This window comes from Bacillus cereus group sp. BceL220 (assembly GCF_051776965.1).
GTDB classification, from domain to species: Bacteria; Bacillota; Bacilli; order Bacillales; family Bacillaceae_G; genus Bacillus_A; species Bacillus_A cereus.
Map to the genome: position 1 here is coordinate 33,799 of NZ_JBPWBC010000014.1, position 16,266 is coordinate 50,064.

A 16,266-nucleotide genomic window follows, 5' to 3' on the forward strand; every position below is an offset into this window, starting at 1 on the left:
GACATATGAAAAAAATAGAAATTGATGTTAGTAGCAACAAACTTTTAATAGTGAAGGACGGAAATGTAACAGCAGTAAATCCACCAATGAGCGGATTCGGTGAGCAAGTTGCGGTTTGGGTAAACGGTAAGGTTGATCGTGTGGATACTAAGTTTACTGAAAAGATAAAATAATCATTTTTAGAAAGTAGGTTCGCTTATGAGTGTAGCAAGAAATCATGAAGCGATGAAGGAATCACGCTTAAAGGTATACATCGCTTTAGAAGAGGCTAACTTTATTTGGGATGAAAGAGATGTAGTTCGTTTCCGTGAAATGTGGAGTCAAGGGATGAGCTTACCAAAGATGGCAAAAGCGTTAAGGAGACACCAAGCGGAAGTTGCACTTCTTGTAATAGATCAAGCTGATAAGTATTTAATTGAAAATCGTCCAATAGGATTAGGGATTTGCTAAATAGGAAGGGGAAATCAAAATGAAAGTAATGAAAAACAGCGTTATGGAAGTAACTAAATTAATCAGTAAATCAAAGGAAGGACAAGTCTTTATGAGCAACAATCAAATTTGTGAATTAGATCAATATCAAGAAGCGGCATTACGTACATGGAATACAAATCAGGATTTTGGTGGACGTGTTTTAAATGCAGCATTAGGGCTTTCGGGAGAATCTGGTGAGGTTGCTGATATTGTAAAAAAAGCTATTTTTCATGGACATGGATTTGATCCAGCTCATTGTCCAGGAGAAGAAGAAGGAAATACGTATAAAATTGCTTTAGAGCTGGGAGATATCTTGTACTACATTTCGATCATGTCTCACGAAATGGGATATACCTTAGAAGATATTGCTCAAATGAATATCGCAAAATTAGCTAAAAGATATCCGGATGGTTTTAGTCGAGAAGCAAGTCAAGCGCGTGTAGATGTAAAGTAAGACAAAATTTGAATTTTATACAAATATACAGAAATGATTGAGGGATAAACCTATAAATAAAACCTGTACTCTCATTATATACAGAGTACAGGTTTTGGATACAGTTGTTGAGTTCTTGGGATGGTGAACACCAGCAACAAAATAATATCACGAGTATTAAGAAAAAACATCAGATAATTGTTTCTGATTTTTCAAATAATAGTTAATTAGTTTTAAATAAACCAAAGCGTTATTTTAGTAGCAATATCCTAGGTGCAGGAATGCATCATTAAATACACTGTTTTAGTTAATGTATTTGGTGATGCATTCCTACATTAAGCCTTGTAACACTTGCTATTTTTAGCTGCCCCAACCAATTTGGACCCCTGAGGAAGTGCCAAGGCACCTAGGAATATTACAGCTAAGTTATACCACATGAGCGTTACCTCCGATACTAGATTGTTGCTTACTAAGTAAGCGAATAAACCAGAAATGGAGTAGGAGATTAGACCGCCATAGAAGATGCCGGCAAACCATCCTTTTCTCATCAGCCACGATTGTAGACCGGACAGGGGTGATTGAGTTGAACAAACGGCAGTTAAAATCAAATTAGTTTTCGTAAACATACTAATATTTTTGTTAGGTTATGTCAAATTAGCTTTTTATTAGAAAAGGAGCTTTTTCAGCTCCTTAAATGTTTTGTTCTAGCTCATTAATAACAGAACTAGCGCCTGTATGAATTTCTTCTAATGTAGGCAATACCGATTTGTCGATGTCTTTGAATACAAAATCAACATATGTAGTAGCATTTAAATGTTTAACATATGGATGCGGCTTATCATTAGAAAAATTAACAGGCGTATTACCATAGACAATTGGTTGACCAATACCTTCGAAAGTACAATTAATAATTTTATTACCAAATATATCTTCCATATAACCAATGTGAGTAGTTTGCTTACGCTCTTGTTTTGTAAGATTTCTATGTTTGTTGTTATTAACAAGCAAATTAAACCGAGACAACCAACTTGATCCGGAAGGAAATGGTTGACATTTCTCGAATGCAGAAATAATATGTGGGCATTCTGTTCGTAAGCCAGGATACGTGTCATCTATTTTCTTATTAAACCAATCTTTTCCACTATACAAAGGGAAATTCACTCGTTTTTTATGTTGTTCTAACTTTTCGGGTTTCACATTTTTAGCGCAGTATCGAGAAAAAATATCAAAAGCTTGATAATCTAGCGCTGATTCAATGTTATTTAAGAAGTACCTAATTTTGTTTCGGAGTTCTCTAGGAATAGATTCTTCATTGAGATAATTTTTGTAAGAGTATTCAATTTCTTCTAAGAGTTTTTTTGCATCATGTAACATAAATTGCGATTCTGATTGTGTCATTATTAGCACCCCTTTTCTTTAGAATTTTAAAATAAAATGGGAGGGTTGTATATGAAAAAGGATAATCTTTTGAAAATATTTGAAGAATTACTAAAAGAGTGGGAAGACTCGGAAAGTATCGTTATTCACGATCGAGGTTCATTAGATGATTATACTCAATTGGAAAAAAGGATTGAAGGATATAGGCAGAGATTTTTTGATGCTTTAAACGGAACGGAAAAGTAAGTGTTTTAAAAAAATAATCCTTTTAAAGCAAACAGAATATAGTCCGGCTAGAAAACTAGAGGACACCAATTCCTAAAACAGTAATTAAAACTGTTTTAGGAATAGGTGTCCTTTTTATTTTGAAAAGGGAGATGGGGAAATGAAGGTGTTAAAGGATCAGCTACGTGAATGGAAAAAGCAATCGAATCAAGCGAAGAAGAAAACTAAGAAAAAACGAAAAGAGAAATTAAGTACTCGTGATATTGAAGATTTAATGGGCATACATAGACCTTGTTATGAACGAAGACGTGGAGCAATAAGACAAAAGTAATCTAAAAATAAAAAGGAGTGGTCTTACATGACTAAACAATTATCTTTCTTACCAAAAATCGATAGAACAGCGACACAAGAGGAATTAGAAGGTGTGTTGGAAAGCGTACGTATACATAGACAATTTGGGATGATGCGTAAAGAAATGAAAGTCACTCCTTCTTATGAAATACGTGAGCACTGTCCTACACATACAGTTGGCAAGCCACTAGAAGATGTTGCTATAGCAAATATTCAACAAAGTAAACGAGAAGAGTGGCTTGAAAGAATGTCAGTACGTATTGATCAGTTTCTAAATCGATTAGGAAACGGACGTGCAGGAAGTATACAAAGAGATATTATTTATAAACGTTATTTAGAAGAAGAGGACGTATGTGATTACATGGTTTATAACGAAATAGGGATGTCAGAGCGTACTTATCGACGTTGGAAGTCTAAAGCGTTTTATAAGCTTGCTTTTGCACTTGGATTAGAAGTTTACGAGACAGAAGAAACGGGAGGTAATAAATAATGAATTTCGTTCAACCGATACGTGATCCAGAGCAAATACAGCAAATTAAAGAATATCTAAAAGAAAAGAATGTCCGCAATTATATCTTGTTTGTAATGGGAATTAATACAGGACTACGTATAAGTGATATTCTGAAACTAAAGGTTGGAGATTTAAAGGGAAGTCACATTTCAATGCGTGAAATGAAGACAGGTAAGCAGAAACGTATTCAGATTACTGTAGCATTAAGAAGAGAGATAAAATGGTACATTGAAGATATGGAAGACTATGAGTATCTAATTAAGAGCAGGCAAGGAAAGAATCGACCAATAGGAAGAAGCATGGCATATAAAATACTTAGTACCACAGCAGCAAAGTTTGGTTTAGAAGAGATTGGGACACATACATTACGTAAGACATTTGGATATCATATGTACATACAGACAAAGAATATCGCCTTGCTAATGGAAATATTCAATCATTCAAGCGAACGGGTAACATTAAGGTATATAGGTGTAAACCAAGATGTAATGGATAAGGCTATGGGGAAATTCAAAATATAATTTTGCTCTTTTTTTGAAATCTATTAAATGATATTATGTTTGAAAAAACGATTTAGAATGTGAGTTAGATGCTATATTATTTAATTTGCTGTATAATAATATAAAAAGTTATTCGAATATAAAAATTCGATAATGTGAAATGAGGGGGATTATCTTGACGGTAGAGAATCAAGAAGTGACTATTTCGAGTATCATGGAATTAGAAGATTTTTGTGTTGTTTTCGATACGAATATTTATTTGAATCTTTATGAATATTCACCTGACGCTACTGAGTTTTTTATAAAGTTATGTAATCGTATTCAAAGTAAACTTGTACTTCCTAGGACTGTAAAACGTGAGTTTGAAAAGAATCATCAGACTTCGTTGAATAGACAAAGAAACAAGTTTCAGAATGCAACTGCAAATTTAATAAATCCTGTTAATCAATTTAGAGATAAATTGAATCGGCAATTTGAAATTTTAAATTCTTTCAAATTTCCGATGATTTGTGAACTGCAACAAGATGTACAAGAAGATATTGAGAGTTTGACAGAAAAATTGAACGCATACACTGAGGAACATGAAAATTTTGAAGCAATTAACCATATTTTTTTGGACAACGATATTATCTCCGGATTAATTGAAAATATAATCAGTGCCAATAATTTATTATGTGAACTTTCAGCCGAAGAAATCTATCAATTATGTGCTGATGGAGAAAAACGTTATAAACGTAAAATGCCACCAGGTTATAAAGACGGTGAGAAAAAATCTGGTGTGCAAGCATATGGGGATTTTATTATCTGGAAAGAAACTTTAAAATTCTGTCAAGAAAATAATAAGAATTTAATTTTTGTTACGGATGACGTAAAAGAAGACTGGTACGAGCTTGAGAATAAAAGACGAATTGGTTTTAGGAAAGAGCTTATAAGCGAGTTTGAACAGATAACTCGAATGAGTATGGTAGGAGTTACTTCGACCGAATTTTTCAACGAATTAGCAAGTACCTTCAATGAAGATGTTCCATCTACAGTTGAGTGGATAATTGGTTATGATCTTGAAAATTATTTTAACGATTTAGAGGAAGCGATGATTGGTTCTGACATATCAGACATTATGATTAATGCTGGAGAAGATTACGTCGATACATCTTCTTTATCAGGTTATGATGGTAGTGATTTTGAATACGTTGAAGATTCATTTGAGATAGAAGTACAGTCTGCAGAATTTCAAGGTTACTATAATGGAACAGCTGAATATCTTTTAAATATTAATGTAACAGCTGAAGCCATTTCTAGAGAGTATTGGGGAAGGGATGATGATTCTAAGGATATAATTTTATCACCAGGCAAGTATCATAAGCTTGATGGCAAATTTGATGTTCAAGTAACCCGAAATATAGAATCGCATCTAGATTATTGGGACAGTTCAAATTTATACGATGAACTTGAAATAATAAATGGGTTATTTTATGAAACGTTATCATATACTGATGATGATATATGTGTTGAATGCGCAAGAGAAATTGGCAGCTACTCCAACCATAGAGGAGAACCTATATGTGAGAATTGTATTGCTGATGATTCGACCGGAGCGGTTTGCACACATTGTGGGACGAAAGTTCCTTTTGATAATATGTATGACGGTTCTACTTGCCATTCATGTTTTGAAGAAATGGATTAGTCTGTAGCTAAATAATAAGTTAATAATATTTTAGGGACGAAGTAATCTCATTTTAAATTAATTCTAGTAACTACCTATCTAATATTTTAGTAGGTAGTTATTTTTTTGAAAAAAATTAATCGACTGTATTGTCTGTACTAAAATATACAGTTATTCATTTTTATTGTGTTGTGTAACTCAAAAAGGAAAGTGTTATGAAGCTATGAATATCTAGGGCTGTAGTGTTTGGCCTAGTTACACACAATAGAACATATGGGTAAGTCGCACTATTAATCCAAGAGTGTGATTTGTTAGAATTAAATAATAAGGAGGTGATGACATGAAGACGTATATTGTTAACGGCTTATTTGTAAAAGGACTAGAGGAAAAGATTCGATTTGATAGAGCTTATCTATATGTACATAAAGTAGGCTCTGTAAGCTGGAGCTTAGAAGTTGATGAAGTAGAACAAATTGATACTTTTGTTCAGGCAATTAGAAATAAAGAACATTTGAATATTACTTTTTCTGCTGAGTACATGAATGAGTTATCAGGTAATGTAATGGTTAAAAGGGTAAAGAATGATTCTGTTGAATTAAAAGGTTCAGGGGAATTAAAAGGTTTTAATGATTAATAAAATAAGTGGCAGAGTCGTGACCGCTTTTTGGCAGGAAATGTGCCGGTTGTTTTGGAATTAACGTGATATATTTGTATTGTGAGAAGTGGCGGAAAACACAACTCACTATGTTGTTCTTAAATTTCTAAACGGTTCGTAATGACGGCACATAAAATCCGAAGCCAGCAGATGGTAACGATTGAATGATACCGTTATTAAGGAGAGCTTTTGCTCTTCTTTGAGCCAACAATATCCTAGGTAGATGAGCTGAGGGAAACCTGATAAGTTTGCCAAGAGTGCCTGTCGTGGTTGTTAGCTGAGAGAAGAATAAAACTTCATTTACTGCAATTGAAAGATAAATAAGAAAACTATAGCAAAGCATCCATTTGGGTGCTTTTATTTTATTCAGGAGAAACATAAATGATTGCATTCCTCCTGAATAAAATTGGTATACATGATACTGCTTTTAAGGGTTAAACGGCTCATCAATTCCAAGACATACTACAGTTCCGGTAATTAAACCCTTCCATTGGTCGTCGGCATTTATATCACTAATTCCAGCTGATACCTTTAGTTTAATAGTGGTATTAGTTTCAAATTCAAGGTTAAATATAATTCCCGAATGAGTGAATGGTCTATCAAAGGTTTCTGTATCATCACCAAATTCCATGGAATAATTCCCTAGGCAGACATAAGCATACACAGTACCAGCTGGAATATTTTCAAGTTGCATTTCTTGGGTTGCCCAGCGATTATCATCTCTTCTAAATGGTTCTGTAAATACAAAGCCAGCTTCTAATACAGTAAGAATGTTGAACCTTAAACCTTGAGTCCGATCTTCATTCCATCCAGGAGCATAAGCTCTTAATTTATTATTAGGTAACATTATTAAAACCTCTTTTCTTTCTAATTTCTAGATTATTATGGACCACTCAAGATAATTTATACATCTTAACATTAAGTATTAGTGGAGAAGTATTTTAATTATGAGGTGAATAAGTATGCTTTTAAAGTTATGTCGGTGTGGCAAGACAGTACTCATAGAACAAGGTATGTGTGAAGCGTGTGCTGTTATTGCTGAAGAAAGACGGAAGCAGAGACACAGAGATTACAAGGCGAAGCGAACGGATACGGACAACCAGAAGTTCTACAACTCAAAGCTTTGGCGAGTAACTAGAGCAAGGATAAAGGATAGAGACAATGGGTTGTGTCAACTGTGTTGGAGTGAGAACAAGGTTAAACCAATGAACACAGTACATCATATTATTCCTTTAGAAGAGAATGATCGATTATCTTTGGTAAGAAGTAACTTGATTTCGTTGTGCGAGAAATGCCATCAGAAAGTTCATAAGCTGTATGACGTTAGAACGGAAAAGTTCAATATACAGAAGAAGTTAAGAGGTTTAATAGGGTAGGGGGATATCAAAAACTTTTTAAGGAGGGCGACGAGTCGCCGGGTGGTCTTTTTTTTCGTGAAAACTCCCTAAATTAATTTTTGGAAATAGGTAAATTTACAGAATAAAGGATATTAGATTAAACATATCCTTTATTCTGTAGAATTGTTTATTCTGTAGGTACGTTTTTGGGTCCATATGCTTCGAACGCATCAAAATTTTTAGGAATAGGCCAACAAAGATGACCACTTCCTCCATCACATGAAGAGGCACTAGCAGGAAATATGGCATTAGGAGCATTAGGGATCGTCCAAGTTAAATTTTCATAATTTGTAACTATGACGTGCTTTAAATCATTGTATTTAATTGCAATAGGTCCTTCAAAAATGCGACCGCCAGTTAATTTCGCTTTAAATCCTTCGGGAATGTAAATACCGTCAAAGTCAATGTCACTTCTTGTTTTTTTCCCTGGAGGTAGACCATAAAGAGAATTGTGGAAATTATCATTTTTATAATTAGGTGTTGCATAAATAGGGATGAATTGGTTCGTTCGATTATCACAAGAACCGTTTAGAAATGTTTTTGGGTTTTCTAGTTCATCTTTTAGAGATGTAATTAGTTCAGACATATAATTTCCTCCTAATAAAATGTAATTAAATTTAGTGTTTACAAAAAAGCAAATAATATGTATAGAATAGGTGCAAATTCAGAAAGGAGGAAGGTGGATGGCTAGGCCGAGAGAACCTGTTGATTTAGTTGTACTGAAGGGAAAAAAACATTTAACAAAAGCGGAAATCGAAAATCGAAAATCAAAAGAAGTCAAGGCGCCTAGTGATAAAATTAGGGCGCCTTCTTATTTGCCAAAAGATTTAAGAAGAGACTTTAAAAAAATATCTGATGAATTAATCAGGATTGAAATTATGTCCAATCTTGATATTGATGCTTTAGCAAGATTTTTAATAGCAAGGAAAATGTATGTAGAAATTACAAATGCGATACTTGAGCTAAGTCCGTTAGAAGAAGTAGTGGATGTAAAAAAAGATCCAGAAGGTAACATCATATCTGAGAAAACATACACGGTATCTAATGGTGTTTATTCAGACTTACTTATAAATCAAGACAAACTGTTTAAACAATGTAGACAAGCTTCCAGTGATTTAGGTTTAACAATTACATCAAGATGCAGATTAGTAGTCCCAAAGGGAACCGATGATAAGCCCAAAAATAAATATAGTAAGTTTATGTAGGTTGTCATATGAATAGGGTCACACAATATGCTCTTGATGTATTAGAAGGTCGAGAAATTGCAGGGAAGTATGTTAAGTTAGCTTGCCAAAGGCACTTAGATGATTTAGAAAAAAGTAAATTAGCGCCGTTCGTCTATTATTTTGATGAGGAAAAGGCAGATAGGTTACTTGAGTATGCTGAAACTTTAATGATAGGTGAAGGAGAAGAAGTAGAACCACTTATTTTAGCATCATTCCAAGCATTTATTTTTGGATCATTACATGGTTGGGTCCATAAAGAAACGGGTTATCGTAGATTTAGAAGTAGTTATGTTCAAGTGGGCAGACAAAATGGTAAATCTATGATGAATGGTGTATTAGGAACATATTATAGCAATTTTGATGGCTATAATTATGCGCAAGTATACTGTACAGCTACAAAACAGGATCAAGCAAACATAGTTCTCAAAGAAATGATTAAGTTCATTGAAACAGATGAAGATTTAAGTGAGTGTTTCAAGGTGAAAGAATATAAAAATACCATTGAAGCACTTGTAACAAATGGAGTTGTCCGTGCTCTGGGAAGAGATACGGAGAGTATAGATGGATTTCGCGCTTACCTTGGCATTGTGGATGAATACCATAAACACCCTACAAATCAAATGTATAAATTATTGGAGGGTGGAACAACCAAATTAAAAGAATGCTTAATATCAGTTATCACAACAGCAGGATTTGATTTAAACAGTCCTTGCTACGAGTTGTATGAAGATTGTTGTAGACTTCTTGAAGGTGTATATGAAGACGATAAACAGTTTGTATATATTGCTCAATTAGATAAAGATGATGATATTTGGGATTCAAGTAATTGGATAAAAGCTAATCCTTTAGTAGCAAGAGATGAAGAAGGAATAGAAACACTTTTAACTATGGCAAGTGCAGCAAAACGTAGGGGCGGAAGTGAACTTCGCAATTTCCTTACAAAGCACTTAAATATTTGGGTACAATTCACAGACAATCAATATATGAACATGGAACATTGGAAAAAATGTGCTTCAGATTTAGATTTAGAGGATTTTAGAGGGAAAGAGTGTTATTTAGGTCTGGATTTATCTAGCGGTGGTGATTTAACGAGTTTAGGGGCAGTATTCCCATATTTAAAAGAAGAAGTGAAAAATTATTTCGTACATTCTCATAGTTTTATTCCTAAAAATCGGGTAACAGAACATATAGAGACTGATAAAGCTCCTTATGACATCTGGATTAGAGATGGGTTATTAACTGTTACAGAGACATTAGGGGGTATTAAAACAGATTATAAATATATAATCGCTTATATAAAAAGAATTGTAGAAGAGTACGAGTTAATTGTAAATATAATAGCATACGATCCCCATAATGCAGACGCCTTTTTGAGTGATCTTGAAGAGCTTGGATATAACAGCATCATGATTGTCCAATCAGCAAAGAATTTAAATGATGCTACAGTCGATTTTAGACTAGAGGTTGAGGCTAAAAACATTCAATATAATCGTAAAAATAAATTGTTAACATGGAGTATAGCCAATGCAAAGACAGTATCCAATAGTTTCGGTGAAATCAAGATCGATAAACACTTAAAAGAGAAAAGAATTGATCCAATTGATGCGGTTATTGATGCATATAAGATGGCAATGAAGGGTGAAGTAGGGTTGAAATTAAGCCAATATGTTACGGATGAAAATCTAGATAAACTTGGTTGGTAAAGGAGGTGAGTGAATGTGGGAATGGCTCAATAAATTTAAACCTAAGAAGGTTCAAAACTCAGTATCACTTGATTCGGACGAGTTTTTAAAGATGTTAGGTATTGATATAGGTAGTGTAAATAAAAATAAATTAAGTGAAATCACATATTTTACCTGTTTAAGGCTTTTATCTGAAAGTATTGGGAAGTTACCTTTAAAATTATATAGAGATACAAATAACGGTCTTGAAAAAGCAACAGATCACAATTTGTATACACTTTTAAAAATGCGGCCTAATCCATATATGACTTCAAGTACATTTTGGTCTACAGTAGAAGCAAATAAAAATCATTATGGGAATGCGTATGTCTATGTTAATACGGAGAGTGATAAAGTAAAAGATTTGTGGATTCTTCCTAGCGAACACGTACAGATTTGGATTGATAATGCAGGTATATTCCAAAGGGAAAATGCGATTTGGTATATATGGGGAGATAATAAATCTGGTAAACAATATAGGTTTCGATATGATCAGGTTATGCATTTTAAAACTTCATTATCTTTAGATGGTATATCTGGTTTAGCAGTAAAAGACATATTGAAGGTATCAATTGAGAACATACAAAGTGGAGCTTTATATCTCAATAACTATTTTTCAAATGGTTTAATGGGAAAGGCAGTTGTCCAGTATACTGGTGATTTGGATCATGACAAAGCAAAGAAAATGGCAGCAAAAATTGAAGAATTTAGTAATGGTTTGAAAAATGCAGGAAGAATTGTTCCGCTACCATTAGGTTTTCAACTCACTCCATTAAATGTGAACATGGCAGATGCTCAATTCTTAGAGATTAACAAATATACAGCACTACAGGTTGCTGGGGCATTTGGTATTAAACCTGCACAAGTAAATAATTATGACAAGGGTAACTATGCAAATGTTGAAACGCAACAGCGTTCTTTTTACGTAGATACCCTTTTATATATTTTGAAAAATTACGAGGAAGAAATGAGTTATAAGCTTCTTCTTAGTGATGAATTTCAAAATGGATATTGCTTTAAATTTAATGTGAATGGTATTTTACGTGCTGATTTCGCAATACAGATGGAAGGCCTATCAAAGGGTGTAAACAATGCTATTTATACTCCAAATGAGGCAAGAGAATTTGTAGATTTGCCGCGTAAAGATGGCGGAGATTCATTAATGTGTAATGGAAACTATGTTCCATTAGTATCGGTTGAGAAAGGAGGTGATGGAAGTGGATTGGCTACAGATTAAAAATCAAGCTGAAGATACTGCTTCTCTTTATTTTTATGGTGATATCGTTTCTTCTTGGTGGGGTGCTTGGGATGATGAGGACCAATATCCTGAGAATGTAAGAAATATCCTTGATAGTGTAAAAGGGAAAGACTTAAACATCTATATAAATAGCGGTGGAGGCTCAGTTTTTGCAGGAATGGCTATTTATAATATGATTAAACGTCACGAGGGGCATAAAACGGTTCATATTGATGGGCTTGGAGGTTCAATCGCTTCTGTAATTGCATTTGCTGGGGATAAGTTGATCATTCCTTCTAATGCATACTTAATGATTCACAAACCGTGGAATGGTATATATGGAAATGCTAATGATTTTAGAAAGATGGCCGATGACCTAGATGCAATAGAGGAAGGGATCATCAATGTTTATAAGGATAATCTAAAAGAAGGAGTAGACATCGAAGTAATAAGAGAAATGGTGCAAAATGAGACGTGGCTAAACGGTCTTAAAGCAAGTGAATATTTTAACGTTGAAGTGGCAGAAGAAAATACTGCGGTTGCATGTACAAGTAATCTGTTTAAGGAATACAGGAATACCCCAAAGGCTTTTAAAGAGCCAAGAAGAGAACCGATGCAAAAAAGTGAAGAAGAAAAAATTAATAATTTGATGAGAGAGATAGATTTAATCTAACTCTTTTTTTATTGCTCAATTTTAAGGAGGAAGAAAGATGCCAAAAGAATTAAGAGAGTTATTGAATAAGATTCAGAACAAAAAGGCAGCAGCAAGAGAGTTATTGGCTCAAAAAAAGCTTGAGGAAGCAGAGCAACTTACAAATGAAATTAAGGATTTGCAGAAGGAATTTGATATTGCATCTTCTCTTTATGAAGATGAAAAAAACAATATTCCAACAGACCCTATTCCACAACCACAAAATAATACAGTAAAACCTGCTGATGCATTTGTTAATGCAATGAAAGCGGCTGTAGGGAAACATAAACTTACAGATGACGAAAAGGAAGTATTAAATGCAACTACAATGACAGAAGGTGTTCCATCCGATGGTGGTTTAACAGTACCAAAGGATATTCGAACAGCTATTAAGGAATTACGTCGTAGTGCTCCAGATGCACTTGAGAATTATGTAAATGTAGAATCTGTATCTACTCTTACTGGTTCTCGTGTTATTGAAGTAGAAGCGGACTACATTCCTTTCGATAATATTGATGAAGCGGCAGACTTTCCAGAAATGGAATCACCAAAATTTGAAGATATTCAATTTGCTGTAAAGAAAAAAGGTGGAATTTTAAAATTCTCTAAAGAATTACTCGCAGATACAGCAGAAAATATTCAAGGATATGTTAGGAAATGGACAGGAAAAAAATCAAAAGCAACTCGTAATGCTCTGATATTAAAAGCAATAAATGATAATTTTGGTACAACAAAGGTTCCGGTTAGTAAAGTAGATGATTTAAAGGACATTTTCAATGTTAAATTGGATACTGCGTTTGAAACAACGGCAATTGCCATCATGAATCAAGATGCTTTTAACTATTTAGATAAACTGAAAGATTCAGATGGTAAGTACATTTTACAACCAGATCCAACGATGGCGACGAAGAAACTGTTATTTGGTAAGTATCCAATTGTTGTATTAAGTAATAAGACGCTAAAAACAGATGGTAAAACAAAGAAAGTGCCAATGTATTTTGGTGATTTAAAAGAAGCAATAACTATTTTTGATAGAGAAGCATTATTTATTGAATTCTCTGAGCAAGCATTAGATTTATGGGGGAAAGATTTAGTTGGTATGAAAGTTAGAGAGCGCTTAGATGTTAAATCAGTTGATAAAAAAGCGTTAGTAGTGGGAGAGCTTACATTAGCAGAACAAACACAAGCATAAGAGGGGATATCCCCTCTTTTTTAGGAGGGGTTTCATGTTAATAGATTTAAAGTTGGCAAAAAAATGGCTGAGATTAGAAGAAGAGGATATAGAAGAGGATGATATCTTAGAACTTTTAATTGATAATGCCGAGATATATGTAAAAGGATCTGTAGGTAAGCATTACAATGCTACTGAGGATAACCGAAAACAAGCGCAAAAAATCGCATTAGTTTTAATCACAAATTGGTATGAAAATCGTGATTTTTCTGGTCAAGTAGATGAAAAAGTACGATATACCATTAAGAGTATGGTATTGCAACTTCAATTAAGCGAGGAAACAGCATGAATCCAGGAAAAAGAGATAAAAGAATTATGATCGAACATAAAACGGAAAGGAAAGACGATGAGGGAAACGCGCTACCAGCAGGATGGGAAGTCTTTTCTAAAGCGTGGGCGAAGGCTGAAACTCCCGTAGGTTCAGGGTTTAATTCTGAAGTTTTTAAGGGAAATGCAGAATTTGTTATTAAGTTAATAAATTTTACAATTCCGTACAGAAAAGGTGTTCATTCTGATATGCGTGTGAAATATAAAGGGAAGCTTTTTCAAATTAAATCAGTGATCGATATTGATGAAAAACACAAAGATATGTGTTTAATCTGTGAGGAGCGATCTAATTGGCAGAATTAGAGGTCTTCGGTATAGAAGAATGGATTCGTGAATTAGAAAATTTAGGACAGGATGTCCCCAAAATTACAAAAGAATCATTAAAAGCTGGTGCAAGGGTATTTAAAGAGAAGTTGGAATTTAATTCTCCAGTTGGCCCCGAACCTAATAAACCAACACTAAAACAACCGTGGTGGGATGGTAAACACGCGAAGAACGCTATTGAAGAAGGAAAGGTTGTAAAAAAAGGTGGTTCTTATTTCATTGAAGTTGGATGGGATAAAGCGGATCGCTCTCCTCACTTTTATATGAAGTTTCAAAACTGGGGGACTAGTAAAAATCCAAATCCTCCACATAAAGGTTTTGCAGAAAAGACTTTAATTCAAAGTGAAAAAGAGGTCTTGAGAGTTATGGAAAGAGAATTTATGCGTAGAGTGACAGGCCGATGAGAAATTTTAATAAGGAAATATTTGATGTTTTACGTACAGATGTAGTTATTAAATCTGAGTTAGGTGGAGAATTTATATATCAATTTGTCAAAGGAAATGACAAAACAGATATATGGCTTACATTTTCAGAGTTAAATAGTTCTCCTGGGCTATATGCGGAGAATGAGGAAAAAACCACTAACGTTATATATCAGGTTGATATATGGTCAATGGCACCAATCAAAACGCAATTAAAAAGTGCAGTTCAGGCAGCTATGAAAAAGCTGTCTTTTCAGCGTTTAAGCACTTATCCAGATTATGAAATGGATACAAAAATTTATCGATATGGTTTTCGTTTTGTAACGGAAATTATTAATTAAGGAGGAAAATGAAATATGGCAATGACAATAGATTTTAGAGATTTACATTATGCAGTTTTAACTGAAACATCAGATGGTAAATTTAATTATTCTACACCAAAACGAATCGGTAAAACAGTTAGTGGTAAAGCGTCACCTAAAGCGGAATCAGTAACTTTTTATGCTGAAGGTGGACCAGCAGCAACAGCTAGTGCATTTGGTGGAACAGAAATTGAATTAGAAGTTGATACATTACCTTTATCCGTTTATGCCGAATTGTTAGGTAAAAAGGTTGTAAAAGGTCAAGTTGTAGATAATACAAGTGATGTTCCTCCTTATGTAGCATTGCTATATCGTTTACCATACGACAACGGAAAAAATCTATATGTATGTTATTACAAAATGAAGTTTGAGCTTCCAAGTGATGAACATAAAACAGCAGAAGATAAACCAACATTCCAAAGCGCAAAAATTAAAGGTAAGGCAATTCAACGTTCGGACGGTAATTGGAGACATCGATTAGATGAAGAGGAAGAAGGACACGATGCAGCAGTTGCAGCAAAGTGGTTTAAAGAAGTACCAGCTCCACCAATAGAAACAGCCCTACCAAGTGGGAAGTAATTAAGAAAAGGGATGGCGAAATGCCATCCTTATTTTTATTAAGGAGGAAACAGATTATGAAAATCACATTACAAAATACAGAAGGTAAAAAAGATTTTTATTTACCACAATTTATCCCAGGTTCAGCTACTTTTGAAGCTTCAACATTAGCTGATGAATTACAAGCGGACTTAGTACCAAAAGAAACAATTGAAAGAGCCGCTAATTTTGTTGCCAGTGTGTACGGAAATCAATTTACAGCACAGGAATTTGTGGATGGCACTCATGTCTGGTTTTTAAGTCTTACTATTCATTCGGTTTGTTTAACAATTATGGGACGCTTAAATGATGCGATTAAGGTAATGGAAACGGTAGAAGATGCGAAAAAAAAGTTAATGGCACAACTAGAAATGAAACCGACGGAGGAAAAATCAAATATAGCGACGCTGTAATTGATATTTATAACATATTGATGGATGCAGGTATGACACAAAATCAAATCAATGAAATGGATATTGCGTTTTACTTTACCTGTTTAGCGAGAAAACAAAAAGTAAATCGAGTGACAACAGCAGATAAAGTAC

General features: G+C 34.0%; 24 protein-coding genes. 21 read left to right on the forward strand and 3 right to left on the reverse strand.

The features are described from left to right. The first annotated feature begins 5 nt into the window (after nucleotides 1-5). From ACS2FK_RS25225 to ACS2FK_RS25235, 3 genes are read left to right on the forward strand one after another with little or no spacing between them, the layout of a single operon-like run. Nucleotides 6-173 (forward strand): DUF3954 domain-containing protein, encoded by a 168-nt coding sequence (locus ACS2FK_RS25225; RefSeq protein WP_000717826.1) that lies wholly within the window; start codon nucleotides 6-8, stop codon nucleotides 171-173. A gap of 25 nt (nucleotides 174-198) precedes the next feature. Then, entirely contained in the window at nucleotides 199-450 is a 252-nt protein-coding gene (locus tag ACS2FK_RS25230; protein ID WP_000109496.1) for a hypothetical protein, read from the forward strand. A 19-nt stretch (nucleotides 451-469) separates the two neighbouring features. Beyond that, nucleotides 470-925 (forward strand): nucleoside triphosphate pyrophosphohydrolase family protein, encoded by a 456-nt coding sequence (locus ACS2FK_RS25235; RefSeq protein WP_063547230.1) that lies wholly within the window; start codon nucleotides 470-472, stop codon nucleotides 923-925. Nucleotides 926-1,594: 669 nt separating this feature from the next. Here ACS2FK_RS25235 and ACS2FK_RS25240 read toward each other — a convergent pair. Next, on the reverse strand, nucleotides 1,595-2,302 hold the full coding sequence (locus ACS2FK_RS25240; RefSeq protein ID WP_063547231.1) for a hypothetical protein: 708 nt from the start codon (nucleotides 2,300-2,302) through the stop codon (nucleotides 1,595-1,597). Between the two features lie 51 nt (nucleotides 2,303-2,353). Between ACS2FK_RS25240 and ACS2FK_RS25245 the strand changes: the two genes are divergently transcribed. The 6 genes from ACS2FK_RS25245 to ACS2FK_RS25270 all read left to right on the forward strand — a co-directional run bounded on the left by ACS2FK_RS25245 (nucleotide 2,354) and on the right by ACS2FK_RS25270 (nucleotide 6,165). Beyond that, a complete protein-coding gene (locus ACS2FK_RS25245; protein ID WP_154816431.1) occupies nucleotides 2,354-2,527 on the forward strand; it encodes a hypothetical protein in 174 nt (57 codons plus the stop codon). A gap of 139 nt (nucleotides 2,528-2,666) precedes the next feature. Next, nucleotides 2,667-2,837: a hypothetical protein gene (locus ACS2FK_RS25250; RefSeq protein WP_080469791.1), complete on the forward strand. Its 171-nt coding sequence runs from the start codon at nucleotides 2,667-2,669 to the stop codon at nucleotides 2,835-2,837. A 27-nt stretch (nucleotides 2,838-2,864) separates the two neighbouring features. Next, nucleotides 2,865-3,347 (forward strand): ArpU family phage packaging/lysis transcriptional regulator, encoded by a 483-nt coding sequence (locus ACS2FK_RS25255; RefSeq protein ID WP_063547232.1) that lies wholly within the window; start codon nucleotides 2,865-2,867, stop codon nucleotides 3,345-3,347. Beyond that, nucleotides 3,347-3,889 carry a site-specific integrase gene (locus ACS2FK_RS25260; RefSeq protein WP_063547233.1) on the forward strand — a complete coding sequence of 181 codons (543 nt, stop codon included), beginning with the start codon at nucleotides 3,347-3,349 and terminating at the stop codon, nucleotides 3,887-3,889. Before ACS2FK_RS25255 ends, ACS2FK_RS25260 begins: the two co-directional genes overlap by 1 nt. A gap of 154 nt (nucleotides 3,890-4,043) precedes the next feature. Continuing rightward, entirely contained in the window at nucleotides 4,044-5,552 is a 1,509-nt protein-coding gene (locus tag ACS2FK_RS25265) for a PIN domain-containing protein (RefSeq protein WP_063547234.1), read from the forward strand. Nucleotides 5,553-5,871: 319 nt separating this feature from the next. Further along, the gene (locus ACS2FK_RS25270; protein ID WP_063547235.1) at nucleotides 5,872-6,165 is read left to right on the forward strand and encodes a hypothetical protein; all 294 of its coding nucleotides are present in this window, start codon (nucleotides 5,872-5,874) and stop codon (nucleotides 6,163-6,165) included. A 448-nt stretch (nucleotides 6,166-6,613) separates the two neighbouring features. Here ACS2FK_RS25270 and ACS2FK_RS25275 read toward each other — a convergent pair whose 3' ends face one another. Beyond that, the gene (locus ACS2FK_RS25275) at nucleotides 6,614-7,033 is read right to left on the reverse strand and encodes a hypothetical protein (RefSeq protein ID WP_063547237.1); all 420 of its coding nucleotides are present in this window, start codon (nucleotides 7,031-7,033) and stop codon (nucleotides 6,614-6,616) included. Nucleotides 7,034-7,199: 166 nt separating this feature from the next. Between ACS2FK_RS25275 and ACS2FK_RS25280 the strand changes: the two genes are divergently transcribed. Further along, complete coding sequence (locus ACS2FK_RS25280) at nucleotides 7,200-7,562, forward strand: HNH endonuclease (RefSeq protein ID WP_268865620.1); 363 nt, start codon at nucleotides 7,200-7,202, stop codon at nucleotides 7,560-7,562. A gap of 148 nt (nucleotides 7,563-7,710) precedes the next feature. Here the strand turns inward: ACS2FK_RS25280 and ACS2FK_RS25285 are convergent, their stop codons facing one another. Then, nucleotides 7,711-8,169, reverse strand: a complete 459-nt coding sequence (locus ACS2FK_RS25285) for a hypothetical protein (protein WP_063547239.1) — start codon at nucleotides 8,167-8,169, stop codon at nucleotides 7,711-7,713. A gap of 97 nt (nucleotides 8,170-8,266) precedes the next feature. Between ACS2FK_RS25285 and ACS2FK_RS25290 the strand changes: the two genes are divergently transcribed. The 11 genes from ACS2FK_RS25290 to gpG are packed head-to-tail and all read left to right on the forward strand — an operon-like array spanning nucleotide 8,267 to nucleotide 16,134. Further along, nucleotides 8,267-8,788: a phage terminase small subunit P27 family gene (locus tag ACS2FK_RS25290; protein WP_063547240.1), complete on the forward strand. Its 522-nt coding sequence runs from the start codon at nucleotides 8,267-8,269 to the stop codon at nucleotides 8,786-8,788. A gap of 8 nt (nucleotides 8,789-8,796) precedes the next feature. After that, nucleotides 8,797-10,512: a terminase large subunit gene (locus ACS2FK_RS25295; RefSeq protein ID WP_063547241.1), complete on the forward strand. Its 1,716-nt coding sequence runs from the start codon at nucleotides 8,797-8,799 to the stop codon at nucleotides 10,510-10,512. 13 nt (nucleotides 10,513-10,525) lie between these two features. Then, nucleotides 10,526-11,767, forward strand: a complete 1,242-nt coding sequence (locus ACS2FK_RS25300) for a phage portal protein (RefSeq protein WP_063547242.1) — start codon at nucleotides 10,526-10,528, stop codon at nucleotides 11,765-11,767. Then, entirely contained in the window at nucleotides 11,742-12,440 is a 699-nt protein-coding gene (locus ACS2FK_RS25305) for a head maturation protease, ClpP-related (protein WP_002134054.1), read from the forward strand. The genes ACS2FK_RS25300 and ACS2FK_RS25305 overlap by 26 nt, the downstream gene beginning before the upstream one ends. Before the next feature lie 37 nt (nucleotides 12,441-12,477). Then, nucleotides 12,478-13,650, forward strand: a complete 1,173-nt coding sequence (locus ACS2FK_RS25310) for a phage major capsid protein (RefSeq protein ID WP_063547243.1) — start codon at nucleotides 12,478-12,480, stop codon at nucleotides 13,648-13,650. A 34-nt stretch (nucleotides 13,651-13,684) separates the two neighbouring features. After that, nucleotides 13,685-13,978 carry a head-tail connector protein gene (locus ACS2FK_RS25315; RefSeq protein WP_063547244.1) on the forward strand — a complete coding sequence of 98 codons (294 nt, stop codon included), beginning with the start codon at nucleotides 13,685-13,687 and terminating at the stop codon, nucleotides 13,976-13,978. Further along, entirely contained in the window at nucleotides 13,975-14,319 is a 345-nt protein-coding gene (locus ACS2FK_RS25320; protein ID WP_001068032.1) for a phage head closure protein, read from the forward strand. Before ACS2FK_RS25315 ends, ACS2FK_RS25320 begins: the two co-directional genes overlap by 4 nt. Beyond that, nucleotides 14,307-14,744 carry an HK97-gp10 family putative phage morphogenesis protein gene (locus ACS2FK_RS25325; protein WP_063547245.1) on the forward strand — a complete coding sequence of 146 codons (438 nt, stop codon included), beginning with the start codon at nucleotides 14,307-14,309 and terminating at the stop codon, nucleotides 14,742-14,744. The genes ACS2FK_RS25320 and ACS2FK_RS25325 overlap by 13 nt, the downstream gene beginning before the upstream one ends. Continuing rightward, nucleotides 14,741-15,103 (forward strand): tail completion protein gp17, encoded by a 363-nt coding sequence (gene gp17 / locus ACS2FK_RS25330; protein ID WP_063547246.1) that lies wholly within the window; start codon nucleotides 14,741-14,743, stop codon nucleotides 15,101-15,103. The genes ACS2FK_RS25325 and gp17 overlap by 4 nt, the downstream gene beginning before the upstream one ends. A gap of 15 nt (nucleotides 15,104-15,118) precedes the next feature. Then, on the forward strand, nucleotides 15,119-15,703 hold the full coding sequence (locus ACS2FK_RS25335) for a major tail protein (RefSeq protein ID WP_063547247.1): 585 nt from the start codon (nucleotides 15,119-15,121) through the stop codon (nucleotides 15,701-15,703). Nucleotides 15,704-15,759: 56 nt separating this feature from the next. After that, complete coding sequence (gene gpG / locus ACS2FK_RS25340; RefSeq protein WP_015382157.1) at nucleotides 15,760-16,134, forward strand: phage tail assembly chaperone G; 375 nt, start codon at nucleotides 15,760-15,762, stop codon at nucleotides 16,132-16,134. The last annotated feature ends 132 nt before the right edge of the window (nucleotides 16,135-16,266 follow it).